Origin of the sequence: Micromonospora ferruginea (assembly GCF_013694245.2) — a bacterium.
In the GTDB taxonomy this organism is placed as follows: Bacteria; Actinomycetota; Actinomycetes; order Mycobacteriales; family Micromonosporaceae; genus Micromonospora; species Micromonospora robiginosa.
In genome coordinates, this window is record NZ_CP059322.2 from 5,649,095 (window position 1) to 5,670,061 (window position 20,967).

Here is a 20,967-nt window from a genome sequence, read left to right on the forward strand (position 1 = left end):
CCGAATTGTCGTAATTTCATGCAATCCCCCAGTCCCCAACGGGACCGGGGCGAAGAGGTTGCTGGTGCGGGCCGGATTGGCGCAGTTCCCACTCGTCGGCCAGCTCGTCCCAGTAGTCGGCGGACAGCCCGCGCCGGCCGTGCGCCAGCCAGCCGTCCGTGTCGCGCTCCAGGTGCAGGCCCAACTCGGCGAACGGGTCGATCCACGCGCCCGGCTCCACGCCCAGTCGGGCCAGCGCCGTGTTGATCGGCCACTCGGCGCGCGGCCGGTCGAGCGCGTCGTCGTAGCGCGGCCCCCAGCTCACGTCGCCGCCCAGCCACACCACCGCCGACTGGTGGCCGAGGCCGCCGGCGAACTCCGCCTCCAGGTACGCCACCGGCCCGCCCGTCGACCAGCGGGCCAGCAGCTCCGCCAGCGGCCGCGACAGGACCAGCTCGAACGGGCGCTCGGCGCACGGGCCGTCGGTGGCGAAGTCCGGCGGCCGGCCGGTCAGCTCCTGCACGAGCTGCGGGGTGACCGGCAGCAGCGCGAAGTCCTGCCGGAGCGCGGCGAGCACCGCGTGATCCAGGTCGGCGGTCTGCTCGCGGAGCAGCTCGACGTCGGCGACCACGGCGCTGAGCTGGTAACTCATCCGGTCCTCTCGGTGTCCACAACCTGTGGATGGAACATGTGTACGACGGGAGATGGTGGATAACCCCCGGGCGCTGCCGGCGGGTTTCCGGCTTCCGGCGATTCTCCGCGCTGCCTAGCGTCGATTCGGTGATCGAACTACGTGAACTGACCAAACGGTACGGCGGTCGGACCGCCGTCGACGGGTTGAGCGTCCGGGTCCAGCCGGGCGTGGTGACCGGCTTCCTCGGCCCGAACGGATCCGGCAAGTCCACGACCATGCGGATGATCCTCGGCCTGGACGCCCCGGACCACGGCGAGGCACTGGTCGGTGGCGTCCGTTACCGGGACCTGACCTGGCCGCTGCGGACCGTCGGCGCGCTGCTCGACACCGGGGCGTTCCACCCCGGCCGCAGCGCCCGCGCGCACCTGTCCGCGCTGGCCGCGAGCAACGACATCCCCGCGACCCGGGTCGAGCGGGTGCTGCGCGTGGTCGGCCTGTCCGACGTGGCGGACCGGCGCGCCGGCACCTACTCGCTCGGCATGCGGCAACGGCTCGGGGTCGCGGTGGCGCTGCTCGGCGACCCGGCTGTCCTGCTGCTCGACGAGCCGGTCAACGGCCTCGACCCGGAGGGCATCCGGTGGATCCGGGACCTGCTGCGCGGGCTCGCCGCCGAGGGCCGGACCGTGTTCGTGTCCAGTCACCTGATCGCCGAGACGGCGCTGACCGCGGACCGGCTGGTGGTGATCGGCCGGGGCCGGCTGCTGGCCGAGACGACCGTCGCCGAACTCGCCACCGGCGGCGACACCCTGGAGGACGCGTTCTTCCGGCTCACCTCGCCGGTCACCGACCACCACGGAACGGACGTGTGATGAGCGGCTACGGATTCCGGCACGCGGCCCGGATGGAACGGATCAAGCTGACCAGCGTCCGGTCGACGTGGTGGCTGGCGGCCGGCGCGGTGCTCTCGATGGCGGCAGCAGGCGTCGGGGTGGGACTCGGCTACCGCGCCCACACGCCGGTGGCCACCACCGCCCAGATCCTCAACAACAGCCTGAGCGGCGCCATCCTGGCCCAACTCCTGCTCGGCGCGCTCGGCGTCCTCGCGGTGACCGGCGAGTACGGCACCGGGATGATCCGCTCGACGTTCGCCGCCGTCCCGCGACGCCGGACCGTCCTGGCCGCGAAGGTCGCCGTCGGCGGTTGCGCGGCGCTCAGCGTCGGCCTGCTCGCCAGCTTCGCCGGCTACCTGGGCGGGCAGGTCGCGATCCGCGGCACCGCCATCCCGACCGCCTCCCTGGGCGACCCGCGGGTCCTGCGCGCGGTCCTGCTCACCGGCGGCTACCTGGCCGCCACCGCGCTGATCGGGGTGGGCATCGGGACTGTCGTACGGCACTCCGGCGCCGGGATCGGCACGCTGTTCGCGCTGGTGTTCGTCCCGTCGTTCGCGGTCGGCCTGTTCGGCGCGGACGGCATCGCGGTCGGCCGCTTCGTCCCGCTGCTGATGCTGCTCAACTCGGTCGCGGTGATGACGCCGACCCCCGGGCTGTTCGGCGGCTGGACCAGCGTGCTGCTGATGTGCGGGTACGCGGCCCTGGCGATCCTCGGCGGCGGCCTCCTGCTCCGCCGGCGCGACGCGTGAGACGCGACAATGGGCCGATGACCGCGCTGCGCGCCCCGTTCACCGGGTCGGCCCTGCGCCGGGCGGCGTTCTGCCTGGTCGGCGTGGTCAGCGCGGTCGCCGTCCTGGCGGTGCCGGCGCTGGTGCCGGCCCTGGGCGCCCTCATCCTCTGGGCCACCGGAGGCACGTCCCGGCAACCCGCGCCGGCCGTCGCGCCGATCTTCCTCGTGCTGTTCCCGCTCACCGTCGCGCTACTGGTCGTGCTGGCCGCCCCGGCCGGGCGCGCGACTGGCGCGGTGCACCGCCGGATCGCCGGCCGGCTGCTCGGCGTACACGTGGATGCCCCGCCACCGCGGCCGTCGCACCGGATCGGCGCGCTGGTCGCCGACGGGCCCGGCTGGCGCGCCGTCGGCTACGGCCTGCTCAAGGTGCCGCTGGCCATCCCCCAGGGGTACGGCCTGTTCTGCTACCTGCTCGGCCCGGTCAACCTCAGCTACCCGCTGTGGTGGCCGCTGTTCCGCAACCACCCGCCCGGCACCCGCCTCGGCCCGGTGTGGGCGCTGACGCCGTTCGGCCTCCTCGGCGCGCGGACGTTCGCCGGCACGTTCCTCATCGCCGCCGCCGGACTGGCCATGCTGCTGGTCGCGCCGTGGCTGATGCGCGCCGGCACGGCACCGGACCTGGCCGCGATGCGGTGGCTGCTCGGCCCGCGCCGACTCGCCCAACGGGTACGCGAACTCCAGGCCAGCCGCGCCCGGGCGATCGACGACGCGGCCAGCATGATGCGCCGGCTGGAACGGGACCTGCACGACGGCGCGCAGATCCGGCTGGCCACGCTCGCGATGAACCTCGGCATGGCCACCGAGAAGCTCGGCGCCGACGGTCCGCCGCCCGACCTGGCGCAGGCCCGCGAGTTGGTCGCGCTCGCCCACCGGGGCGCGAAGGACGCGCTCGCCGACCTGCGTGACCTGGTGCGCGGGATCCACCCACCGGTCCTCGACAACGGGCTCGGCGACGCGCTGGCGACGCTCGCCACCGGCAGCGCCGTCCCGGTGACCGTCACCGTCGACCTGCCCGACCGGCCGGCGCCCGCGATCGAGACCATCGCCTACTTCTGCGCCGCCGAACTGCTCGCCAACGCGGCCAAGCACAGCCGGGCGACGCGGATCCGGCTCGGCGTCGTCGGGCCCGGTGAGCGCCTGACGCTGACCGTCCAGGACGACGGCGCCGGCGGCGCGGACCCGGATGGCCCCGGCCTGGCCGGGCTGGCCCGCCGCGTCGGCGTGGTGGACGGGCGGATGCGCGTGCACAGCCCGACCGGCGGCCCGACCAGGGTCGAGATCGACCTGCCCACACGGGCGTGAACGGAGGCGACGGCATGCGGGTGGTGATCGCGGAGGACGCCGCGATGATGCGCGAAGGGCTGGTCCGGCTGCTCACCGACCGTGGCTTCGAGGTGTGCGCCGCGGTGGCCGACGCCGACGCGCTGCGCTCCGCGACCGCCGCCCACCTGCCGGACGTGGCGGTGGTCGACATCCGGATGCCACCGACGCACACCGACGAAGGGCTGCGTGCCGCGATCGACATCCGGCGCGACCATCCCGGCGTCGGCGTGCTGGTCTTCTCCCAGTACGTGGAGACCCGGTACGCGACCCGGCTGCTCGCCGACCGGCCGACCGGCGTCGGCTACCTGCTCAAGGACCGCGTCGCCGACGTCGCCGACTTCGTGGACGCGCTGACCCGGGTGGCGTCCGGCGGCACCGCGCTGGACCCGGAGGTGGTCGGCCACCTGATGCGGGCCGGGCAGCGCACGACGGGGGTGGCGTCGCTGACCCCACGGGAGCGCGAGGTGCTGTCGCTGATGGCCGAGGGGCGCTCGAATGCCGGCATCGCGTCGGCGCTGGTCATCACGCCCGGGGTGGTGGAGAAGCACGTGGCGAACATCTTCGCCAAGCTGGGCCTGCCGTCGTCGGACACCGACAACCGCAGGGTCCTGGCCGTCCTGCGCCACCTCCGCGGCTGACGTCACGCGCCGCCGACGAGATACCTCGGGCGTCCGTCGGCGAGCGCGCCCACCGCGTGACGCAACCGCTGCCAGATGTACGGGCGAAGCAGCGCCCGCGCGTCGTCGAGCGCGACGAAACGCGCCTCGGCCAGCTCGCCGTCCGTCGGCCGAAGGTGTGCCGTGCCCGGCAACACGCCGCCGTCGAAGACGAACATCAGGCTGTCGTCCCACGGGCCGTGCGGGGCCACCCAGTCCACCACCAGCATCGACCCGACGCGCAGCTCCAGCCCGAGTTCTTCGCGGAATTCCCGGGCGGCGGTGACGTGTGGGGGTTCGTTCGCCTCGGCCATGCCGCCCGGTAGGTCCCAGTCCGGCTTGTAGCGGGGGTTGACCAGCAAAATCTCGCCGCGCCGGTTGCGCAGGAGCACGTCGGCGCCGACCCGCTTGCGCGGTTGCCGGGCGTTGCCCTCGGCCAGATGCGCCTGCCAGGCTGCCGGATCTCGCTCGTACAGGGGACGCTCGTCGGCCATGACGTTCAGTTTCCGCGTACGCGGAAGGGGGCCGGACCCTCGACGGGCCGGCCCCCTGACGATCAGGTCGTCACCACGCGGACATGTCGGGAAGTTGGTCGATCGAGATGGTCCTCGGGTTGGACATCGCGGTGCGCCACAGCCCGGCCACGTCCTTGCCGCTGCCGTTCCAGTCGCGCGACGCCCAGACCACGAAGTACGGCCACGCGGGGTCGGAGTTCGGGTTGAGCGGGCTGAACGTCTCCGCCACGCCGGTGGTCTTGGCGCCGCTGACCGCCTTGGTGGTGGCGAAGTCGCTGCTGCTCTGGAAGTAGTCGGAGGTGACCAGGTCGACGTAGCCGTCGCCCGGGTACCAGGACGCGAGCGAGGTGCCCTGGCCGCTGGCCATGCCGTTGAACACCCAGACGATGTTGTGCGCGCCGGCGAGCTGGGCCCGCTGGTAGATCAGCCGCCAGAGCTGCTTGTAGGCGTCCTGGCCCTTCTTCGCCCACCACATGTAGTTGTTGTTCGCCTCGTGCAGCGGGCGGAACAGCACCGGCACGCCGGCGTCGCCCATCTTCTTCAGCTCCCGCACCACCAGGTCGATGTCCTTGTAGAGCTGGGACGACGGGTTGCTCAGGTCGGGCTGGAAGTCGCACGGCGCGGAGTAGTTGCCGCCGCGCGGGCAGTACCAGTGCCACTGGAACGCGACGATGCCGTTGCGCGCCTTCGCCCAGTCGATGACCTGCTGGGTCTGGATGCTGCCCTTGGTGTACTCCATGAAGTCGAACGCCACGATCGCCGGGTAGCGGCCGGTCAGTTGCTGCACCTTGTCCGCGTCCGGCAGGTCGGTCTGGCCGCTGACGTAGGTGTGGGTGCGCAGGTAGCAGATCAGGTTGCGGGCCTTCGAGTTCGCCTGCGGGTCGGCCGGGGCCTGACCGCAGTCCGGGCCGGGCGGGGTGGGCGGCTTCACCGCGTACACCTCGAACTCGTAGAGCGAGTAGCCCCAGGCGGTGCCGCGGGCGGTGCCGGACATCCGCACGTACCGGCCGCTCGCGCCGGCCGGCGTCACGTCGTCGGTGCCGCCGTCGCCGGTGGTGGTGCTGAACACCGGGGTCCAGGTGGTGCCGTCCGTCGACGTCTGGATCTGGTACGCCCTGCCGTAGGCGGCCTCCCAGCGCAGCCGCACCGTGTTGATCGGGTACGTGGCGCCGAGGTCGACCTGGATCCACTGCGGGTCGGCGTAGAGGCTGGACCAGCGCGTACCGCCGTTGCCGTCGACCGCCTGGGCGGCGGCGTTCGGGCTCTCCGTGGACGACGCGGTGACCGGCCGGTTCAGCGCGAGGTTGCCGCTGGGTGTGGTGGTCGGGTCGGGGCTCGCCGTCGGGCTCGGGCTCGGGCTGCCGGTCGGGCTCGGCGTGGGGCTGCCGGTCGGGCTGGGCGGCGTGGTGTCGCCGCAGCTCGCGCCGTTGAGCGTGAACGCGCTCGGGGCCGCGTTCGACCCGGTGTAGGTGACGTTGAAGCCGAAGCTGACCGTGCCGCCGGCCGGGAGGCCCGCGTTGTAGGAGACGTTCGTGGCGGTGGCGTTCGCGCCGGACTGCGTCTTCGTGGCGTTCCACATGTCGCCGATCACCTGGTTGCCGGGGAACGCCCAGCCCAGCGTCCAGCCGTTCACGGCGGCGCCGGTGTTGGTGATGGTGACGTTGGTGGTGGCGCCGCCGCTCCATTCGTTGGTGACCTGCCAGGTCACCGAGCATGCCCCGGCGGCGGCCTGGGCGGGTGGCGTGGTGACGAGGGCGGTGGCCAGCGCGGTGACGGCTGCCGCCGCCCCGGCCAGGCACGCCCGCGTGCGGGTGCGCTGGATCATGAGGAACTCCCGTACGGATGGTGGTTGCGGGGAGCCCTCGCCGCCCGGACGGGTCGGACCGTCGGTTGCCCTTCCGGCGTCCGACCCGGCGAAGATATCCACGATGGTCTTCTTAACCGGTTAACTTTGTCAATCCCCATCGAACACCCGTCGAACGGGAAGGCTTGTGAACCGGTCAAGGGCTCTACGCGCGGTGCCCCGGCCAGGGGGCTCCGGGAGACGGATACCGCGGGGGCGACGCTGGTCGCCGGCACGGTGCGGGGCCGACACATGGGCCGGCCCCGCACCGTCGGCGCGGGGCGCCGGTCAGATCTGCTCCTCACCCGGTTGGCGACCAGCGTCGGGGGGACTGTCCCCCGGGTGATCCCTGCCCTTTCTGAACTGCCGGACGCGATAATAATTCTCGGCATCCGAGAGGGCATATAACGGCCCGCTGCCGGTCTTGGCGAGGGGGCGGGGAAAATCCGGTTGTCGGGACAGTTGTTGGGCCCGCTGCCGGGACACTCCGAGCAGTTTTCCTATCTCGGCGAGCGTGACCAGATCGGGCACCTGCTGAGGGGCGTCCTCCGGGCGCACGGAGATGGCGGTCGGCTCACCGACCGAACCATTGGTGGCCTGTATCCACCGGACCGTGCGGGCGGCCTCCGACAGCACCCGGGTCGACGTTGTGTCGGCCAACCTTCGGGTGGCCACCAGATTGGCGCCCGCAGCCGTCTCCACGGACCTCCAGGTGACGGCCATCGCCGCGTTCCTGACCCGGGAGACCGCCAGGATCGAGGTGGTCCTGCGGAACTCCAGCCGGACGATCCAGCTCGCCACCGCGTCCCCCGCTCAATCCACGAGCCAGTAGCTGAGGAACCCGTGGCAGACCGGGCCGGCGAACGCGGCGAGGGTGAGATCCCCGGTTCGCTGGTACGCCCACACGGTGAGCGCGACACTGCCGGTCGCGACGACAAACTGTCGGACACTTACCGCGCGACGTCTCCGGCTGCCGCCGGAGCCTTCCCGTGGTCGTGCCAGATCGCTAATGTGCATGGTGGCTCCTTGCCCTTCCAAAAGTAGGGAGCATGACGGCACCCGAGGACGCATCTCGGGTGCCGTCGCTCATTGTGGAAGAGTGGATCCGTCGTTTGTCACACAGATTGTGCGACGCCGGAGGGGCGACAAGCTCTCGCTGCGAATCAACCCGCCGCAACCTTGTCGATGACAAGAAAATGCTTGTCATCGGCAACTCGGAAAGCGCGTCGGCAGCCCTGTGCCCGCCGGCCCGGCGATGGCGCGGGCGCGGGCGCGGGCGCGGCCGGACGGGGGTGCGACGCACTCCAGAGACGACGGAGGGCCGGCCCCGTCGGGGCCGGCCCTCTTCGTTCGTGCTGCTCAAGCGAGCGGAGGATACGAGATTCGAACTCGTGAGGGTGTAAACCCAACACGCTTTCCAAGCGTGCGCCCTAGGCCTCTAGGCGAATCCTCCGCGAGCCAGGATACAGGTCCCTCGACGGCGGGCCACCCCACCCTCCCGGAAGATCCACTCGGCTTCGGGTAGGCTTGGCGGCACCTCCCGTGCGGCGGTATCTCGTGAACCTCCCCAGGGCCGGAAGGCAGCAAGGATAAGCGAGCTCTGCCGGGTGCACGGGAGGCCTTTCTGTCTCCGGGGCCCGGTACGGTCGCTGCAGGTCAGGTCACTCAGGTGGTGGGTGGTCACCGGTGGCCGACCGGCGCAGAATGGCTCGGTCGAGAGGAGGCGGGACGGGTGGCACTGGCCCTTTACCGCAAGTACCGGCCCCGTACGTTCGCCGAGGTCATCGGCCAGGAGCACGTCACCGAGCCGTTGTCGCAGGCGTTGCGCAGCGGCCGGCTCAACCACGCGTACCTCTTCTCCGGCCCCCGTGGCTGCGGCAAGACCTCCAGCGCCCGGATCCTGGCCCGCTCGCTGAACTGCGAGCAGGGCCCGACGCCCGAGCCGTGCGGCCAGTGTGAGTCGTGCCGCTCGCTGGCCAACGACGGCGCCGGCTCGATCGACGTCATCGAGATCGACGCGGCCAGCCACGGCGGTGTCGACGACGCCCGCGAGCTGCGCGAGAAGGCGTTCTTCGCGCCGGCCCGCAGCCGCTTCAAGATCTATGTCATCGACGAGGCGCACATGGTCTCGTCGGCCGGCTTCAACGCCCTGCTCAAGCTGGTCGAGGAGCCCCCGGAGTACGTCAAGTTCATCTTCGCCACCACCGAGCCGGAGAAGGTCCTCGGCACGATCAGGTCGCGGACCCACCACTACCCGTTCCGGCTGATGCCGCCGAAGGTGCTCCGCCCCTATCTGGAGCAGCTCTGCGAGGCCGAGGGCGTCAAGGTCGAGCCGGCGGTCTTCCCGCTCGTGGTGCGCGCCGGTGGCGGCAGCGCGCGGGACAGCCTCTCCGTGCTCGACCAGCTCATCGCCGGCGCCGGCCCGGAGGGGGTCGGCTACGCCCGGGCCGCCGCGCTGCTCGGCGTCACCGACTCCGCGCTGATCGACGAGATGTGCGACGCGCTGGCCGCCGGGGACGGCGCGGCCGCGTACGCGACGGTCGACCGGGTCGCCGAGGCCGGCCACGATCCGCGCCGGTTCGCCTCCGACCTGCTGGAGCGGCTGCGTGACCTGATCGTGCTCCAGCAGGTGCCGGACGCCGCCGCCAAGGGCCTGATCGACGGTCCGGCCGACCAGATCGAGCGGATGGCCGCCCAGGCCCAGCGCCTCGGCCCGGCCACGCTGTCGCGCTGCGCCGACATCGTGCACAACGGCCTGGTGGAGATGCGCGGCACCACCGCGCCCCGCCTGCTGTTGGAGCTGATCTGCGCCCGGATGCTCCTGCCCGGCGTCGACGACGCCTCCGGTGGCCTGCTCCAGCGCCTGGAGCGGATGGAGCGCCGGCTCACCCTCGGCGGCGCCGAGCCGCCCGCCGCTCCCGACCAGGGGGTACGCCCGGCGGCTCCCGCCACGGGCGCGGCTGCCGCCGCGATCCACCCGTCGACCGCCGGCACGCCGGCGGCTGCCGACACCCCGACCGGTGCCGACACCGGCCCGGCCCCTGTTCCGGATGCTCCCGCCGCGGGTCCCGGCTCGGTTGCGGGTGCTCCCGTCGCCGGCTCCGACCCGGCTGCGGGTGCCTCCGCCGGAGGTGTCGGTCCCGTGCCGGACGTCCCCGGTGTGGTCCCGGCCGGCCCGACCGCGGTTACCGACGGCCCGGCGCCGGTCGCGGCGGTCCGCCGTCCGCAGCCGGTGGTGATGCCCGACCCGGCCACGCCCGAGCCGCCCCGCCCCGGCGCGGCGAACCCGGGCGCGCTGGACGCGGTCGCGGTGCGCCGGGTCTGGCCGGAGGTGGTGGGCAAGGTCAACCGGACCAACAAGCGGATCGCCGCGCTGATGCGCGACGCCGTGGTCCGCGACCTGGACGGCGACACGCTGGTGCTGACCGTGAAGTCGACGGTGCTGGCGAAGATGATGGCGGACCACGCCGCCGTGCTGACCGACGCGCTCTACGAGGAACTGGGCGGTCGCTGGCAGATCCGCTGCGAGGTGGCCGGCGAGCGGGGCGGCGCGACGCTCGGCGGTCCGCCGCGTGCCACGGCCCGGCCGACCTCCCCGCCGGCGGACTCACCCACCCGTCCGGACCGGAACGGCCCGACCGAACCGGCCCATGCCGGACGCGCGGGCGACGACGCCGGCGGCCAGGGCGGTCCGGGCAGGGTGGGCGGCCAGGGCGGGCAGAGTGACCAGGGCGGGTCACGCGGTCAGGATGGTCGCGGTGGCCCGGGCCGGCCGGCGTCCGGACCCGACGCGTCGGGTCCGGCTGCGGCGCCCGACGCCGACGAGGCCGAGGACTGGCCCGAGCCGGCCCGGCCGGGTGGCGCGACGGCGGACCGGCGGCCGGAGCCGGCTGGACCGGGTGACGCGGCGGCCGGCGCGGACGAGTGGCCGGAGCCGGCCCGCCCGGGGGGCGCGTCCGGGAACGGCGCATCCGCGTCCGGCGCCCCGGGGAACGGCAGCATGTCCGCGTCCGGCGCCCCGGGGAACGGCAGCATGTCCGCAGCCGGCGCGTCGGCGAACGGCACGTCGCAGGGCAGCACGTCGGCGGCGGGCACCGCGCCGGGGGCGCGGGCGACCGCGGCCCAGCCGGGCGCGTCCCCGACGCCCGCACCCACCGGTGCGCCGGTGAGCAGCGCCATCGCGGCGGCACGGGCGGCCGCGGCGGGACGGGGTCCGCGTACCGGGGCGGGAGCGCGCAAGACGGCGGACGCCGACTGGGCCGGCGAGCCGCCGTACGATCCAGATTTCGACGGCCCGGTGCGCGGCGGCGCGGGACGCCCCGGCGCCGCGCCGGCGGCGAACTTCGAGGGATTCGATCCGGGCGACGAGCCGCTGGACGAGGTCATCGACGAGCGGACCGCGCGCGAGTCCAGTCAGGAGCAGGCGGTACGGCTGCTCCGCGAGGCGTTCGGCGCGGAGCAGATCGGCGAAGTGGACGCGCGGTAGCCGCATTCCGCACACCACCCTGTTCAATAGACGTTCTTCCTGCTCAGAGGCTTGACGCTGGAGCGCTTGCCCGGTGACCATCGATGTCGGTTTGATGCCGTTCGAAGGTTTCGGTGAGCAAAGTGGGAATTGTTCCAGCGAGGGTGGTTCTCGGGGCCACCCTGTCCCTGACCGCAGCGCTGGCGCCCGCGCCCTCGGGTGCCGCCCCGGCGCGCCAACCCGATCCGACGACGACCCGGATCAGCGTCTCCAGCGACCAGGCCCAGGCGAACGAGCGCAGCTCCAGCAGCAGCTCGTCGCGCACCGGGCGCTACGTCTCCTTCGCCTCCCGCGCGTCGAACCTGGTGCCGGGCGACACCAACGGCGTCGACGACGTCTTCGTCCGGGACCGGGCGACGGCGACCACCAGCCGGGTCAGCGTCTCCAGCGCCGGCGTCGAGGGCGACGCCTACAGCACCGGCCCGGCGATCAGTGGCACCGGCCGGTACGTCGCCTTCATCTCGGCGGCGTCGAACCTGGTGCCGGGAGACACCAACGGCGTGATCGACGTCTTCGTCCGGGACCGGGTCGCGTCCACCACCGTCCGGGTGAGCGTGCCCGCCGGCGGTGGGCAGGGCAACGGCGACAGCACCGTGCCGAGCATCAGCCAGGACGGCCGGTACGTCGCCTTCAGCTCGTTCGCCAGCAATCTGGTGCCGGGGGACACCAACGGGTTCGCCGACCTGTTCGTCCGGGACCTGCTGCACGGCACCACCAGCCGGGTCAGCGTCCCCGCCGCGGGCGGCCAGGCCAACGGCCTGAGCGGTTTCTCGTCGTCGACGATCAGCGGCGACGGCCGGTGGGTGGTCTTTCTGTCGACGGCGTCGAACCTGGTGCCCGGCGACACCAACGACGCACCGGACATCTTCCTGCGCGACCGGTGGCGGGCGGTCACCTCCCGGATCAGCGTCTCCTCCACCGGGGAGCAGGGCGACGGTGTGAGCAGCGGTCCGGCGATCAGTGCCGACGGCCGGTTCGCCGCGTTCAGTTCCTGGTCGTCGAACCTGGTGCCGGGCGACACCAACGGCGTCGAGGACGTCTTCGTCCGGGACCTGGCCGCCGGCGTGACCCGTCGGGTGAGCCTGACCGCCGGCGGCGTCCAGGGCAATCGCAGCAGCAGCCAGCCCGCGATCAGCGGCGACGGGAGGGGGGTCGCGTTCGTCTCGGGGTCGTCCAACCTGGTGCCGGGGGACACCAACGGGGCCGAGGACGTCTTCCTGGCCCGGTGGCGGACCGGGACGACCACCCGGCTGAGCGTCTCGGCCGAGGGTGCCCAGGCCGACAGCTTCAGCAACGATCCCTCGATCGACCACCGGGGGCGGTACGTGTCGTTCACCTCGTACGCGTCGAACCTGGTGCCCGGCGACACCAACGGCATGCTCGACGTCTTCGTCGCCGACGCCGGCTGATCCGGCGGTCGCCCGCAGCCCTGGTGATCGCGGCACGGACCGGCGGGCGGGCTGCCGTGCGGGACCGACTGCTCACAGCGGATAGGCTGAGCGGCGGCCGAGCAGACGAGTGCGAGAAGGAGCGGCCCGTGCGCCCAGGTGGACAGCCCAACATGCAGCAGATGCTGAAGCAGGCGCAGAAGATGCAGCAGCAGATCGCCAACGCCCAGGCCGAGCTGGCCGAGGCGGAGCTGACCGGGACCGCGGGCGGTGGCCTGGTGACGGCCACCGTCGCCGGCACCGGTGAGCTGAAGGGGATCAAGATCGACCCGAAGGCGGTCGACCCGGAGGACGTGGAGACCCTGGAGGATCTGGTCGTCGCGGCCGTGCACAACGCCGCCGAGGCGGCCCGGGAGCTGACCGAGAAGAAGATGGGCCCGGTCGCGGGCGGGATGGGCGGCCTCGGCCTGCCCGGTTTCTGAGCCGGCAGATGTACGAGGGTGCCATCCAGGACCTGATCGACGAGCTGGGTCGGCTGCCGGGCGTGGGCCCGAAGAGCGCCCAGCGGATCGCGTTCCACGTCCTGTCGGCGGATCCGGCCGACGTCAACCGGCTGGCCGGCGCGCTGCGCAAGGTCAAGGACCTGGTCCGGTTCTGCACGACCTGTTACAACGTGGCCGAGTCCGAGCAGTGTCGGATCTGCCGCGACCCACGGCGTACCGACGAGGTGCTCTGCGTGGTCGAGGAGCCGAAGGACGTGGTGGCGATCGAGCGGACCGGCGAGTTCCGTGGGCGCTACCACGTGCTCGGCGGCGCGATCAATCCGCTGGAGGGCATCGGCCCGGACAACCTGCGGATCCGCGAGCTGATGACCCGGTTGAGCGGTGGCGAGATCCGCGAGCTGATCCTCGCCACCGACCCGAACACCGAGGGCGAGGCGACCGCGACCTACCTGGCGCTGATGGTCAAGCCGATGGGGATCGCGGTGACCCGGCTGGCCAGCGGCCTGCCGGTCGGCGGCGACCTGGAGTACGCCGACGAGATCACGCTGGGCCGTGCCTTCGAGGGACGCCGGGCGGTCTGAGTTCCCCGGTCCGGTGGTGGGCGGCGTGCCCACCGCCGGACCGTCGTGCGAGCCGGCCTCGGAAGGTGTCGGCTTGATAGCGATTGCCCTTCGCCCGTTCCTCTTCTGTGTGACATGCCATAACCTCCCGCTCACGGACTGAGTCACAGCTCGGCGTGGACACATGTGCATGACAGAGGTGAGAGATGCAGGCGAGCAGGCTGAAAACGGCCATGGCCCTCGCGGCCGCGGCCGCCCTGGCGGTCGGTGCGTCCGGTTGCGCGAAGAGCGACCGTGAAGAGGGCGGCGGTGACGCCAAGACCGGCGGCACCTTCGTCTTCGCCGGTGCCGGGGACCCGAAGAACTTCGACCCGATCTTCAACGACGACGGTGAGTCGTTCCGGCCGATCCGCCAGATGTACGACACCCTCGTGCAGAACAAGCCCGGCACCGCCGAGCTGCAGGGTGCCCTGGCGGAGAGCTGGGAGCACGACCCGGACGGCAAGGTCTGGACCTTCAAGCTCCGCAAGGGCGTGAAGTTCCACGACGGCACCGACTTCAACGCCGCCGCGGTCTGCTTCAACTTCGACCGCTGGTTCAACATGAAGGGCGCCGCCGCCCAGTCGCAGATGATCTACTACTCGGACACGTTCGGCGGCTTCGCCAAGAACGAGGCCGAGGGCGTCGGCCAGCCGGTCTACAACAAGTGCGAGGCGAAGGACGACGGCACCGCCGTCGTCACGATGAACCAGTACAAGGGCGCCTTCCCGGGTGCCTTCGCGCTGACCGCGCTGTCGATCGCCAGCCCCGAGGCGCTGAAGAAGTACGACGCCGACGCGGTGAAGCAGAACGGCGACTCGTTCGAGTACAGCGCGTTCGCCAACGAGCACCCGGTGGGCACCGGCCCGTTCAAGTTCGCGGGTTGGGACAAGGCCAAGGGTGAGATCACCCTGGACCGGAACCCCGACTACTGGGGCGAGAAGGCCAAGGTCGACAAGCTGATCATCAAGATCATCAAGGACGAGAACACCCGGAAGCAGGAGCTGAAGGCGGGCACCGTCCAGGGCATCGACTTCCCGGCCCCGGCCGACCGGAAGGCGCTCGCCGGCGAGGGCTTCCAGGTCCTCGACCGTCCGGCGTTCAACATCCTCTACCTGGGCATCAACCAGAAGAACCCGAAGCTGAAGGACCTCCGGGTCCGGCAGGCGATCGCGTACGCACTCAACCGCCAGCAGCTCGTCCAGACCAAGGGCCCGGGTGGCACCAAGGTCGCCGACCAGTTCATGCCGGACACCGTGCTCGGCTACGCGCCGGACGTGCAGAAGTACGACTACAACCCGGAGAAGGCCAAGCAGCTTCTCAAGGAGGCGGGCGCGGAGAAGTTGACCCTCAACTTCTTCTACCCCACCGACGTGTCCCGGCCGTACATGCCGAACCCGCAGGAGATCTTCACCGTTCTCGCCAACGACCTGAAGGCCGTCGGCATCACGGTCAACGGTGTGGCCCGCCCGTGGAACGGTGGCTACAAGGACGACGTGCAGCAGTTCGGCAAGCACGACCTGCACCTGCTCGGCTGGACCGGTGACTACAACGACCCGGGCAACTTCGTCGGCACGTTCTTCGGCCGCGGCAAGGTCGAGTTCGGCGACCAGGGCATGACCGAGATGTTCGACGCCATCACCAAGGCCGACGCCACGGTCGACGAGGCCGGCAAGAAGGCCGCCTGGGAGCAGGTCAACCGCGACATCGCCACCAAGTGGCTGCCGGCCGTGCCGGTCTGGCACGCCCCGCCGGCCATCGTGGTCACCAAGGACGTCAAGGGTCTCGTCGCCAGCCCGCTGACCGACGAGCGGTTCAACACCGTCAGCGTCGGCTGAGGCGGCTCCACCGCTGACGCCACACGCGGAATCGGCCCGGGCCGGGCACTCGCTCCCGGCCCGGGCCGACCCGCTGTTCAACCGAGAATCTGGTGTGTGAGAGATGTTGCGAGTCATAGTTCGCCGCCTGCTGCAGCTGGTGGTGACCCTGATAGGGCTGTCCGCGCTGGTCTTCGTCTGGCTGCGCAACCTGCCCGGCGGCCCGATCGAGGCGCTGCTCGGTGAGCGGGCCACGCCGGAGCGACGGGCGCTGCTGGTCAAGGCGCTCGGCTACGACCAGCCGATCCTGGTGCAGTACGCGAAGTTCATGCAGCGGTTGCTGACCGGCGACTTCGGCAACTCGATCCGGAGCGGTGACCCGGTCACCGAGGTGATCGGTCGAGCCTTCCCGGCCACCGTGGAGCTGGGCGCCGCCGCGATGGTCATCGCGATCGGGCTCGGCGTGCCGCTCGGCTACCTGGCCGCCCGACACCGGGGTCGGTTGCTCGACAACCTGAGCATCGGTGGCACCCTGCTCGGCATCTCGATCCCGATCTTCTTCCTGGGCTATCTGCTCAAGGACGTGTTCACCCAGAACATGCACATGTTCCCGCCGTCCGGCCGGATCAGCACCGGGCTGGACAACACCGACGTCACCGGCTTCTTCGTGCTGGACGGGCTGCTCACCCGGGAGTTCGACGCCACCGGCGACGCGCTCTGGCACCTGATCCTGCCGGCGATCACGCTGGCCACCATCCCGCTCGCGGTCGTCGTGCGGATCACCCGGGCCAGCGTGCTCGACGTGCTCAACGAGGACTACGTCCGCACCGCCGAGGCGAAGGGCCTGCGGCACAAGACGATCCGGGGCCGGCACATCCTGCGCAACGCGCTGCTGCCGGTGGTCACCACCATCGGCCTGCAGACCGGCGCGTTGCTCTCCGGCGCGGTGCTCACCGAACGGGTCTACAACTGGGGCGGCCTCGGCACGCTGATCTACGACTCGATCAGCGGCGGTCGCGACTACCCGGTGCTCCAGGCGTTGATCCTGCTGGCCGCACTGGTCTTCGTGCTGGTCAACCTCCTGGTCGACCTCTCCTACGCCTTCATCGACCCGAGGGTGCGTGTGCGATGAGCGATCCGATCACCCGGCCCACCGTGGGCACGCCGCGCGAGAGCGTGGACCCGTCGGCCGTCACCGAGAAGCGCGAGGGCAGCCTGCCCCGCGGCCTGGACCGGCTCGGCGAGCGCAAGCGCGCCCGGCTGGAGCAGTTGGCCCAGGCCACCGCCGACAAGGGCGGTGTCAGCCTGGTCCGCGACGCGTTCCGCCGGCTGCGGCGCAACCCGACCGCGATGGTCGGCGCGGCGATCGTGGCGCTGTTCGTGCTGGTCGCGATCTTCGCGCCGCTGCTCGCGCCGCACGACCCCGCGCAGCGCTTCGACGAGCTGACCAAGAACCTGACCGTCGACAACATCCCCGGCGCCAGCAGCGGCTTCCCGCTCGGCTCCGACCCGCTCGGCCGGGACTTCCTGTCCCGGATGATCCACGGCAGCCGGCAGACGCTGTTCGTCGGCGTGCTCGCCACGCTGATCGGGCTGGCGCTGGGTGTGCTGGTCGGCGCGCTCGCCGGCGCCTTCGGCGGCTGGGTCGACAACATCCTGATGCGCTTCACCGACGTGATGCTGGCCCTGCCGGCGCTGCTGCTGGCGATCAGCCTGGTCGCCCTGGCCAGCCGGTCCAGCCAGTGGACGGTCATCCTCGCGGTGGCCATCGTGAACGTGCCGATCTTCGCCCGGCTGCTGCGCGGTTCGATGCTCGCCCAGCGGGAGAGCGACCACGTGCTGGCCGCCCGGGCGCTCGGCGTCAAGCGCGGGGCGATCGTGCTGCGGCACATGCTGCCCAACGCGATGACCGCGGTGATCGTGCAGGCGACGCTGACGCTCTCCACCGCGATCCTGGAAGCCGCGTCGCTGTCCTTCCTCGGTCTCGGCGACCCCGACATCAACCGCGCGGAGTGGGGCCTGATGCTCGGCGTGGACGGTCAGCGCTACTTCGAGGTCCGGCCGGAACTGGCGTACTTCCCGGCCGCCGCGATCATCGTGGTCGCGCTCGGCTTCACCCTGCTGGGCGAGGGCATGCGCGAGGCCATCGACCCGAAGAGCCGGCGGTGACCCCGATGCGGACCAACGACCAGCACGATGAGGACGTGACCCGATGAGCCTGCTCGACGTACGCGACCTGAGCGTCGTGTTCCAGCGCAAGGGTGAGCGACCGTTCACCGCGGTCGACGAGGTCAGCTTCAGCGTGGAGCCGGGGCAGACGGTCGGCCTGGTCGGCGAGTCCGGCTGCGGCAAGAGCGTCACCAGCCTGGCGATCATGGGCCTGCTGCCCCGACGCGGCAACAAGGTCAGCGGCGAGGTCAACTTCGACGGGGCCGACCTGTTGAAGCTGCGCCCGGAGGACCTGCGGGACCGGCGCGGCCGGGACATCGGCATGATCTTCCAGGACCCGCTCTCCTCGCTGAACCCGGTCGTCCCGATCGGCACCCAGGTGGCCGAGGTGCTCGAACGGCACCGGGGCATGGACCACAAGGTGGCGCTGAAGGAGGCCCGGGAACTGCTCGACGCGGTCGGCATCCCGGACCCGACCCGGCGGCTGAAGGAATACCCGCACCAGATCTCCGGCGGCATGCGGCAGCGCGCCCTGATCGCCATCGCGCTGGCCTGCAAGCCGCGGCTGCTGATCGCCGACGAGCCGACCACCGCCCTGGACGTGACCATCCAGGCGCAGATCCTCACGCTGCTCAAGCAGCTCGTCGACGAGACCGGCACCGCGCTCATCATGATCACGCACGACCTGGGCGTGGTGGCCGGGCTCTGCGACACGGTCAACGTGCTCTACGGCGGCAAGATCGTGGAGCGGGCGGAGCGGCACCAGTTGTTCGCCCGGCCGGAGCACCCGTACACGCACGGGCTGCTCAACTCCGTGCCGCGGCTCGACTCGCCGCGCGGCGAGCCGCTGCACGCCATCCGTGGCTCGGTGGCCGACAACATCCCGTGGGCCGAGGGCTGCGCGTTCGCGCCCCGGTGCGACAACGTGGTGGACGCCTGCCTCGACGGGACGCCCCCGCTGGAGCCCACCGCGAACGGCGGCGACCTGCGCTGCAACAACCCCGTTTCCGAGGAGGTGGCGGTCCCGTGACCGAGTCGACCGAGCGGACCGGACCCCTGATCGAACTGCGCGACGTCAAGGTCCACTTCCCGATCAAGAGCGGCGTGCTCGTCGACCGGACGATCGGGCACGTCTACGCCGTCGACGGGGTCTCGCTCTCCATCAACCGGGGCGAGACGTACGGCCTCGTGGGCGAGTCGGGCTGCGGCAAGTCCACGCTGGGCCGCGGCCTGCTGCGGCTGGTCGAGCCGACCGACGGCGAGATCGTCTTCGACGGCACCGACCTGCGCTCGCTCAAGGACGAGCCGATGCGCCGGATCCGCCGCCGGATCCAGATGATCTTCCAGGACCCGCTGTCCAGCCTCGACCCCCGGCAGTCGGTGGAGTCGCTGCTGGTCGAAGGGCTCAAGGCGCACGGCCTGGCGAAGGACAAGGCGGCCGTCGGCAAGCGGCTCCGCGAGGCGCTCGCCGCGGTCGGCCTGCCCGCGTCGGCGCTGAGCAAGTATCCGCACGAGTTCTCCGGCGGCCAGCGCCAGCGCATCGGCATCGCCCGGGCACTGGTGCTCGAACCGGACCTGATCGTCGCCGACGAGCCGGTGTCCGCGCTGGACGTCTCGATCCAGGCCCAGGTGCTCAACCTGCTCGACGAGCTGCAGGAGGAGCGCGGCCTCACGTACCTGATCATCGCGCACGACCTGGCGGTGGTCCGGCACATCGCCGACACGGTCGGGGTCATGTACCTCGGCGGCCTGGTCGAGGAGGCGTCCAGCGACGACCTCTACCGGGAGCCCATGCACCCGTACACCAGGGCGCTCATGTCGGCGGTGCCGGTGCCCGACCCCCAGGTCGAGGACCGGCGGGAGCGGATCCTGCTCGCCGGTGACCTGCCGTCACCGGCGAACCCGCCGGCCGGCTGCCGGTTCCACACCCGCTGCCCGTGGGCCCAGCCCACCCGCTGCGCCGACGAGCGGCCCGCGCTGCGCGAGGTGCTCGACGGGCACCGGGTCGCCTGCCACTACGCCGAGGACATCGCGGCCGGGAAGATCCGGCCGCACGAGGTCGAGCCGGAGCTGGTCCGGCCGGACGACGGCGCGGCGCCGGGCGAGACCGGGGAACTCATCCCCACCCCGTGACACGACGACGCGTCGGCCCCCGGTGGGGCCGACGCGTCGACTCGGTTCAGCCCTCGGGGCGGTTCAGCAGCCCCACCGCGATCGTGTGCACCGCGTCCAGTGCGGCCGGGTCGGCCAGCGGCGCGCTGCCACCGGTCACCGCGTACCACTCGTCGGCGTCCTTGTACTGCACCCGCAGCCGCACCGTGCCGTCGGCGTGCTCGGTGCGCAACGTCAGCTCGCCGGTCACCACGCCGGCCTCGTCGGTCATCACCCCGCCCGGACCGGCCGTGATGTCGGCGGTACGCGTCGCCGGTCCGGCCGGTGCGTTCCCCGCCGGCGCGTCCGCGGGCCCCGGCGCCGCACCGGGCGTCGCGTCGGCGGACATGCCGGCTCCGGAGACGTCGGCGGATGCCGCCTGCCGGCCGTCCGCGGTCATCCCGGCCGACGCCGGACCGGCCGAGGTCGGGGCCGGGCCGCCGCCAGCCGCCGCCGCGTCGTCGCCGGTCGCGTCCGGCGTCCTCTCCGGGGCCGGCGCGCCACCCGCCCCCGTCACGGCTTGCTCGCCCATGTGCAGCCCTCCAGCATGTCGGTGAGGGCGGCCTTCTCGGCAGTGGTCACCGTCAGCCGCCAGTAGTGCTTGACCGTCACCCAGTCGGCGGCGTACTGACACCAGTACGAGCGGTTCGCCGGCTTCCACTGCGACGGGTCCTGGTCACCCTTTGCCCGGTTGGAGCGCGCGGAAACCGCGATGAGCTGCGGTCGGGTCAGGTCGTTGGCGAAGTCACCGCGCTTCGAGTCCTCCCACTCGTCCGCGCCGGAGCGCCAGGCGTTGGCCAGCGGCACGGTGTGGTCGATGTCCACGTCCGACGGGTCGGTCAGCTCCACCCCGTCGTAGACGCTCTCCCATCGCCCACCGACCACGTTGCAGCCGGAGAGCTTGATCCCCTCACCGTCCTTCTGGAGGACGCTGTCCCGCACGTCGCAGTTCTTGCCGGTGTCCCGCCAGTGCGGGAACCGGGTGCGGCTGTAACCCTTCATCGACCCGGCCGTGGCCACGGTCAACTGGCCGAGCTGCTGGTTGACGTTCCCGGCAGCGCTCGGCGACGCGTCCGGCTCGGTGACGGCGGGGTCACAGCCGGCCGCGCCGAGGGCGAGCACCGCGGTGAGCGCGGCGGTCAGCCCGGCTCGGACTCCTGAACTCGTACGCACAGACGACACCTC

19 protein-coding genes, 1 tRNA gene and 1 other RNA gene are annotated in these 20,967 nt (G+C 71.9%); 14 read left to right on the forward strand and 7 right to left on the reverse strand.

Going from position 1 to position 20,967, the window contains the following annotated elements; translation table 11 throughout:
• Positions 1–16: 16 nt before the first annotated feature.
• Complete coding sequence (locus H1D33_RS25165; protein ID WP_181570820.1) at positions 17–631, reverse strand: hypothetical protein; 615 nt, start codon at positions 629–631, stop codon at positions 17–19.
• Positions 632–759: 128 nt separating this feature from the next.
• On the opposite strand from H1D33_RS25165, the gene H1D33_RS25170 reads away from it, so the two are divergent.
• The 4 genes from H1D33_RS25170 to H1D33_RS25185 are packed head-to-tail and all read left to right on the forward strand — an operon-like array spanning position 760 to position 4,254.
• A complete protein-coding gene (locus tag H1D33_RS25170) occupies positions 760–1,482 on the forward strand; it encodes an ABC transporter ATP-binding protein (protein WP_181570819.1) in 723 nt (240 codons plus the stop codon).
• Positions 1,482–2,252: an ABC transporter permease subunit gene (locus H1D33_RS25175; protein WP_181570818.1), complete on the forward strand. Its 771-nt coding sequence runs from the start codon at positions 1,482–1,484 to the stop codon at positions 2,250–2,252. Before H1D33_RS25170 ends, H1D33_RS25175 begins: the two co-directional genes overlap by 1 nt.
• A gap of 17 nt (positions 2,253–2,269) precedes the next feature.
• Positions 2,270–3,595 (forward strand): sensor histidine kinase, encoded by a 1,326-nt coding sequence (locus tag H1D33_RS25180; protein WP_181570817.1) that lies wholly within the window; start codon positions 2,270–2,272, stop codon positions 3,593–3,595.
• A gap of 14 nt (positions 3,596–3,609) precedes the next feature.
• The gene (locus tag H1D33_RS25185) at positions 3,610–4,254 is read left to right on the forward strand and encodes a response regulator transcription factor (RefSeq protein ID WP_181570816.1); all 645 of its coding nucleotides are present in this window, start codon (positions 3,610–3,612) and stop codon (positions 4,252–4,254) included.
• A gap of 2 nt (positions 4,255–4,256) precedes the next feature.
• Here the strand turns inward: H1D33_RS25185 and H1D33_RS25190 are convergent, their stop codons facing one another.
• From H1D33_RS25190 to H1D33_RS25205, 4 genes are all read right to left on the reverse strand, one after another.
• Positions 4,257–4,766: an NUDIX domain-containing protein gene (locus H1D33_RS25190; protein ID WP_181570815.1), complete on the reverse strand. Its 510-nt coding sequence runs from the start codon at positions 4,764–4,766 to the stop codon at positions 4,257–4,259.
• Between the two features lie 70 nt (positions 4,767–4,836).
• Positions 4,837–6,612: a glycosyl hydrolase gene (locus tag H1D33_RS25195; protein ID WP_181570814.1), complete on the reverse strand. Its 1,776-nt coding sequence runs from the start codon at positions 6,610–6,612 to the stop codon at positions 4,837–4,839.
• A gap of 306 nt (positions 6,613–6,918) precedes the next feature.
• Positions 6,919–7,431: a hypothetical protein gene (locus H1D33_RS25200; protein ID WP_181570813.1), complete on the reverse strand. Its 513-nt coding sequence runs from the start codon at positions 7,429–7,431 to the stop codon at positions 6,919–6,921.
• Between the two features lie 567 nt (positions 7,432–7,998).
• Positions 7,999–8,083, reverse strand: a tRNA-Ser gene (locus H1D33_RS25205).
• An 81-nt stretch (positions 8,084–8,164) separates the two neighbouring features.
• Between H1D33_RS25205 and ffs the strand changes: the two genes are divergently transcribed.
• The 10 genes from ffs to H1D33_RS25255 all read left to right on the forward strand — a co-directional run bounded on the left by ffs (position 8,165) and on the right by H1D33_RS25255 (position 19,764).
• Positions 8,165–8,254: signal recognition particle sRNA small type (gene ffs, locus H1D33_RS25210), an RNA gene on the forward strand.
• A gap of 108 nt (positions 8,255–8,362) precedes the next feature.
• Entirely contained in the window at positions 8,363–11,116 is a 2,754-nt protein-coding gene (locus H1D33_RS25215; RefSeq protein WP_181570812.1) for a DNA polymerase III subunit gamma and tau, read from the forward strand.
• 143 nt (positions 11,117–11,259) lie between these two features.
• Positions 11,260–12,564, forward strand: coding sequence for a TolB family protein (locus H1D33_RS25220; RefSeq protein WP_220138740.1), 1,305 nt, complete (start codon positions 11,260–11,262; stop codon positions 12,562–12,564).
• A 152-nt stretch (positions 12,565–12,716) separates the two neighbouring features.
• Entirely contained in the window at positions 12,717–13,025 is a 309-nt protein-coding gene (locus H1D33_RS25225) for a YbaB/EbfC family nucleoid-associated protein (protein ID WP_220138762.1), read from the forward strand.
• Between the two features lie 8 nt (positions 13,026–13,033).
• Entirely contained in the window at positions 13,034–13,627 is a 594-nt protein-coding gene (recR, locus tag H1D33_RS25230; RefSeq protein ID WP_181570810.1) for a recombination mediator RecR, read from the forward strand.
• A 185-nt stretch (positions 13,628–13,812) separates the two neighbouring features.
• Positions 13,813–15,483: an ABC transporter substrate-binding protein gene (locus H1D33_RS25235; protein ID WP_220138739.1), complete on the forward strand. Its 1,671-nt coding sequence runs from the start codon at positions 13,813–13,815 to the stop codon at positions 15,481–15,483.
• Positions 15,484–15,586: 103 nt separating this feature from the next.
• On the forward strand, positions 15,587–16,594 hold the full coding sequence (locus H1D33_RS25240; RefSeq protein ID WP_181570808.1) for an ABC transporter permease: 1,008 nt from the start codon (positions 15,587–15,589) through the stop codon (positions 16,592–16,594).
• Complete coding sequence (locus H1D33_RS25245; RefSeq protein WP_220138738.1) at positions 16,591–17,631, forward strand: ABC transporter permease; 1,041 nt, start codon at positions 16,591–16,593, stop codon at positions 17,629–17,631. Before H1D33_RS25240 ends, H1D33_RS25245 begins: the two co-directional genes overlap by 4 nt.
• Before the next feature lie 43 nt (positions 17,632–17,674).
• On the forward strand, positions 17,675–18,661 hold the full coding sequence (locus tag H1D33_RS25250) for an ABC transporter ATP-binding protein (protein ID WP_181570807.1): 987 nt from the start codon (positions 17,675–17,677) through the stop codon (positions 18,659–18,661).
• A complete protein-coding gene (locus tag H1D33_RS25255; RefSeq protein WP_181570806.1) occupies positions 18,658–19,764 on the forward strand; it encodes an ABC transporter ATP-binding protein in 1,107 nt (368 codons plus the stop codon). Before H1D33_RS25250 ends, H1D33_RS25255 begins: the two co-directional genes overlap by 4 nt.
• Positions 19,765–19,810: 46 nt before the next feature.
• On the opposite strand, the gene H1D33_RS25260 is transcribed toward H1D33_RS25255, so the two are convergent.
• Both H1D33_RS25260 and H1D33_RS25265 read right to left on the reverse strand, forming a co-directional pair.
• The gene (locus H1D33_RS25260) at positions 19,811–20,314 is read right to left on the reverse strand and encodes a hypothetical protein (RefSeq protein WP_181570805.1); all 504 of its coding nucleotides are present in this window, start codon (positions 20,312–20,314) and stop codon (positions 19,811–19,813) included.
• Complete coding sequence (locus H1D33_RS25265; protein ID WP_181570804.1) at positions 20,296–20,955, reverse strand: HNH endonuclease family protein; 660 nt, start codon at positions 20,953–20,955, stop codon at positions 20,296–20,298. Before H1D33_RS25265 ends, H1D33_RS25260 begins: the two co-directional genes overlap by 19 nt.
• Positions 20,956–20,967: the final 12 nt, after the last annotated feature.

Coding starts and splice junctions, on each gene's coding strand:
- H1D33_RS25240 (WP_181570808.1), top strand. CDS start 15,587: ATGTTGCGAGTCATAGTTCGCCGCCTGCTGCAGCTGGTGGTGACCCTG.
- recR (WP_181570810.1), top strand. CDS start 13,034: ATGTACGAGGGTGCCATCCAGGACCTGATCGACGAGCTGGGTCGGCTG.
- H1D33_RS25245 (WP_220138738.1), top strand. CDS start 16,591: ATGAGCGATCCGATCACCCGGCCCACCGTGGGCACGCCGCGCGAGAGC.
- H1D33_RS25165 (WP_181570820.1), bottom strand. CDS start 631: ATGAGTTACCAGCTCAGCGCCGTGGTCGCCGACGTCGAGCTGCTCCGC.
- H1D33_RS25260 (WP_181570805.1), bottom strand. CDS start 20,314: ATGGGCGAGCAAGCCGTGACGGGGGCGGGTGGCGCGCCGGCCCCGGAG.
- H1D33_RS25185 (WP_181570816.1), top strand. CDS start 3,610: ATGCGGGTGGTGATCGCGGAGGACGCCGCGATGATGCGCGAAGGGCTG.
- H1D33_RS25250 (WP_181570807.1), top strand. CDS start 17,675: ATGAGCCTGCTCGACGTACGCGACCTGAGCGTCGTGTTCCAGCGCAAG.
- H1D33_RS25225 (WP_220138762.1), top strand. CDS start 12,717: ATGCAGCAGATGCTGAAGCAGGCGCAGAAGATGCAGCAGCAGATCGCC.
- H1D33_RS25235 (WP_220138739.1), top strand. CDS start 13,813: ATGCAGGCGAGCAGGCTGAAAACGGCCATGGCCCTCGCGGCCGCGGCC.
- H1D33_RS25175 (WP_181570818.1), top strand. CDS start 1,482: ATGAGCGGCTACGGATTCCGGCACGCGGCCCGGATGGAACGGATCAAG.
- H1D33_RS25195 (WP_181570814.1), bottom strand. CDS start 6,612: ATGATCCAGCGCACCCGCACGCGGGCGTGCCTGGCCGGGGCGGCGGCA.
- H1D33_RS25180 (WP_181570817.1), top strand. CDS start 2,270: ATGACCGCGCTGCGCGCCCCGTTCACCGGGTCGGCCCTGCGCCGGGCG.
- H1D33_RS25190 (WP_181570815.1), bottom strand. CDS start 4,766: ATGGCCGACGAGCGTCCCCTGTACGAGCGAGATCCGGCAGCCTGGCAG.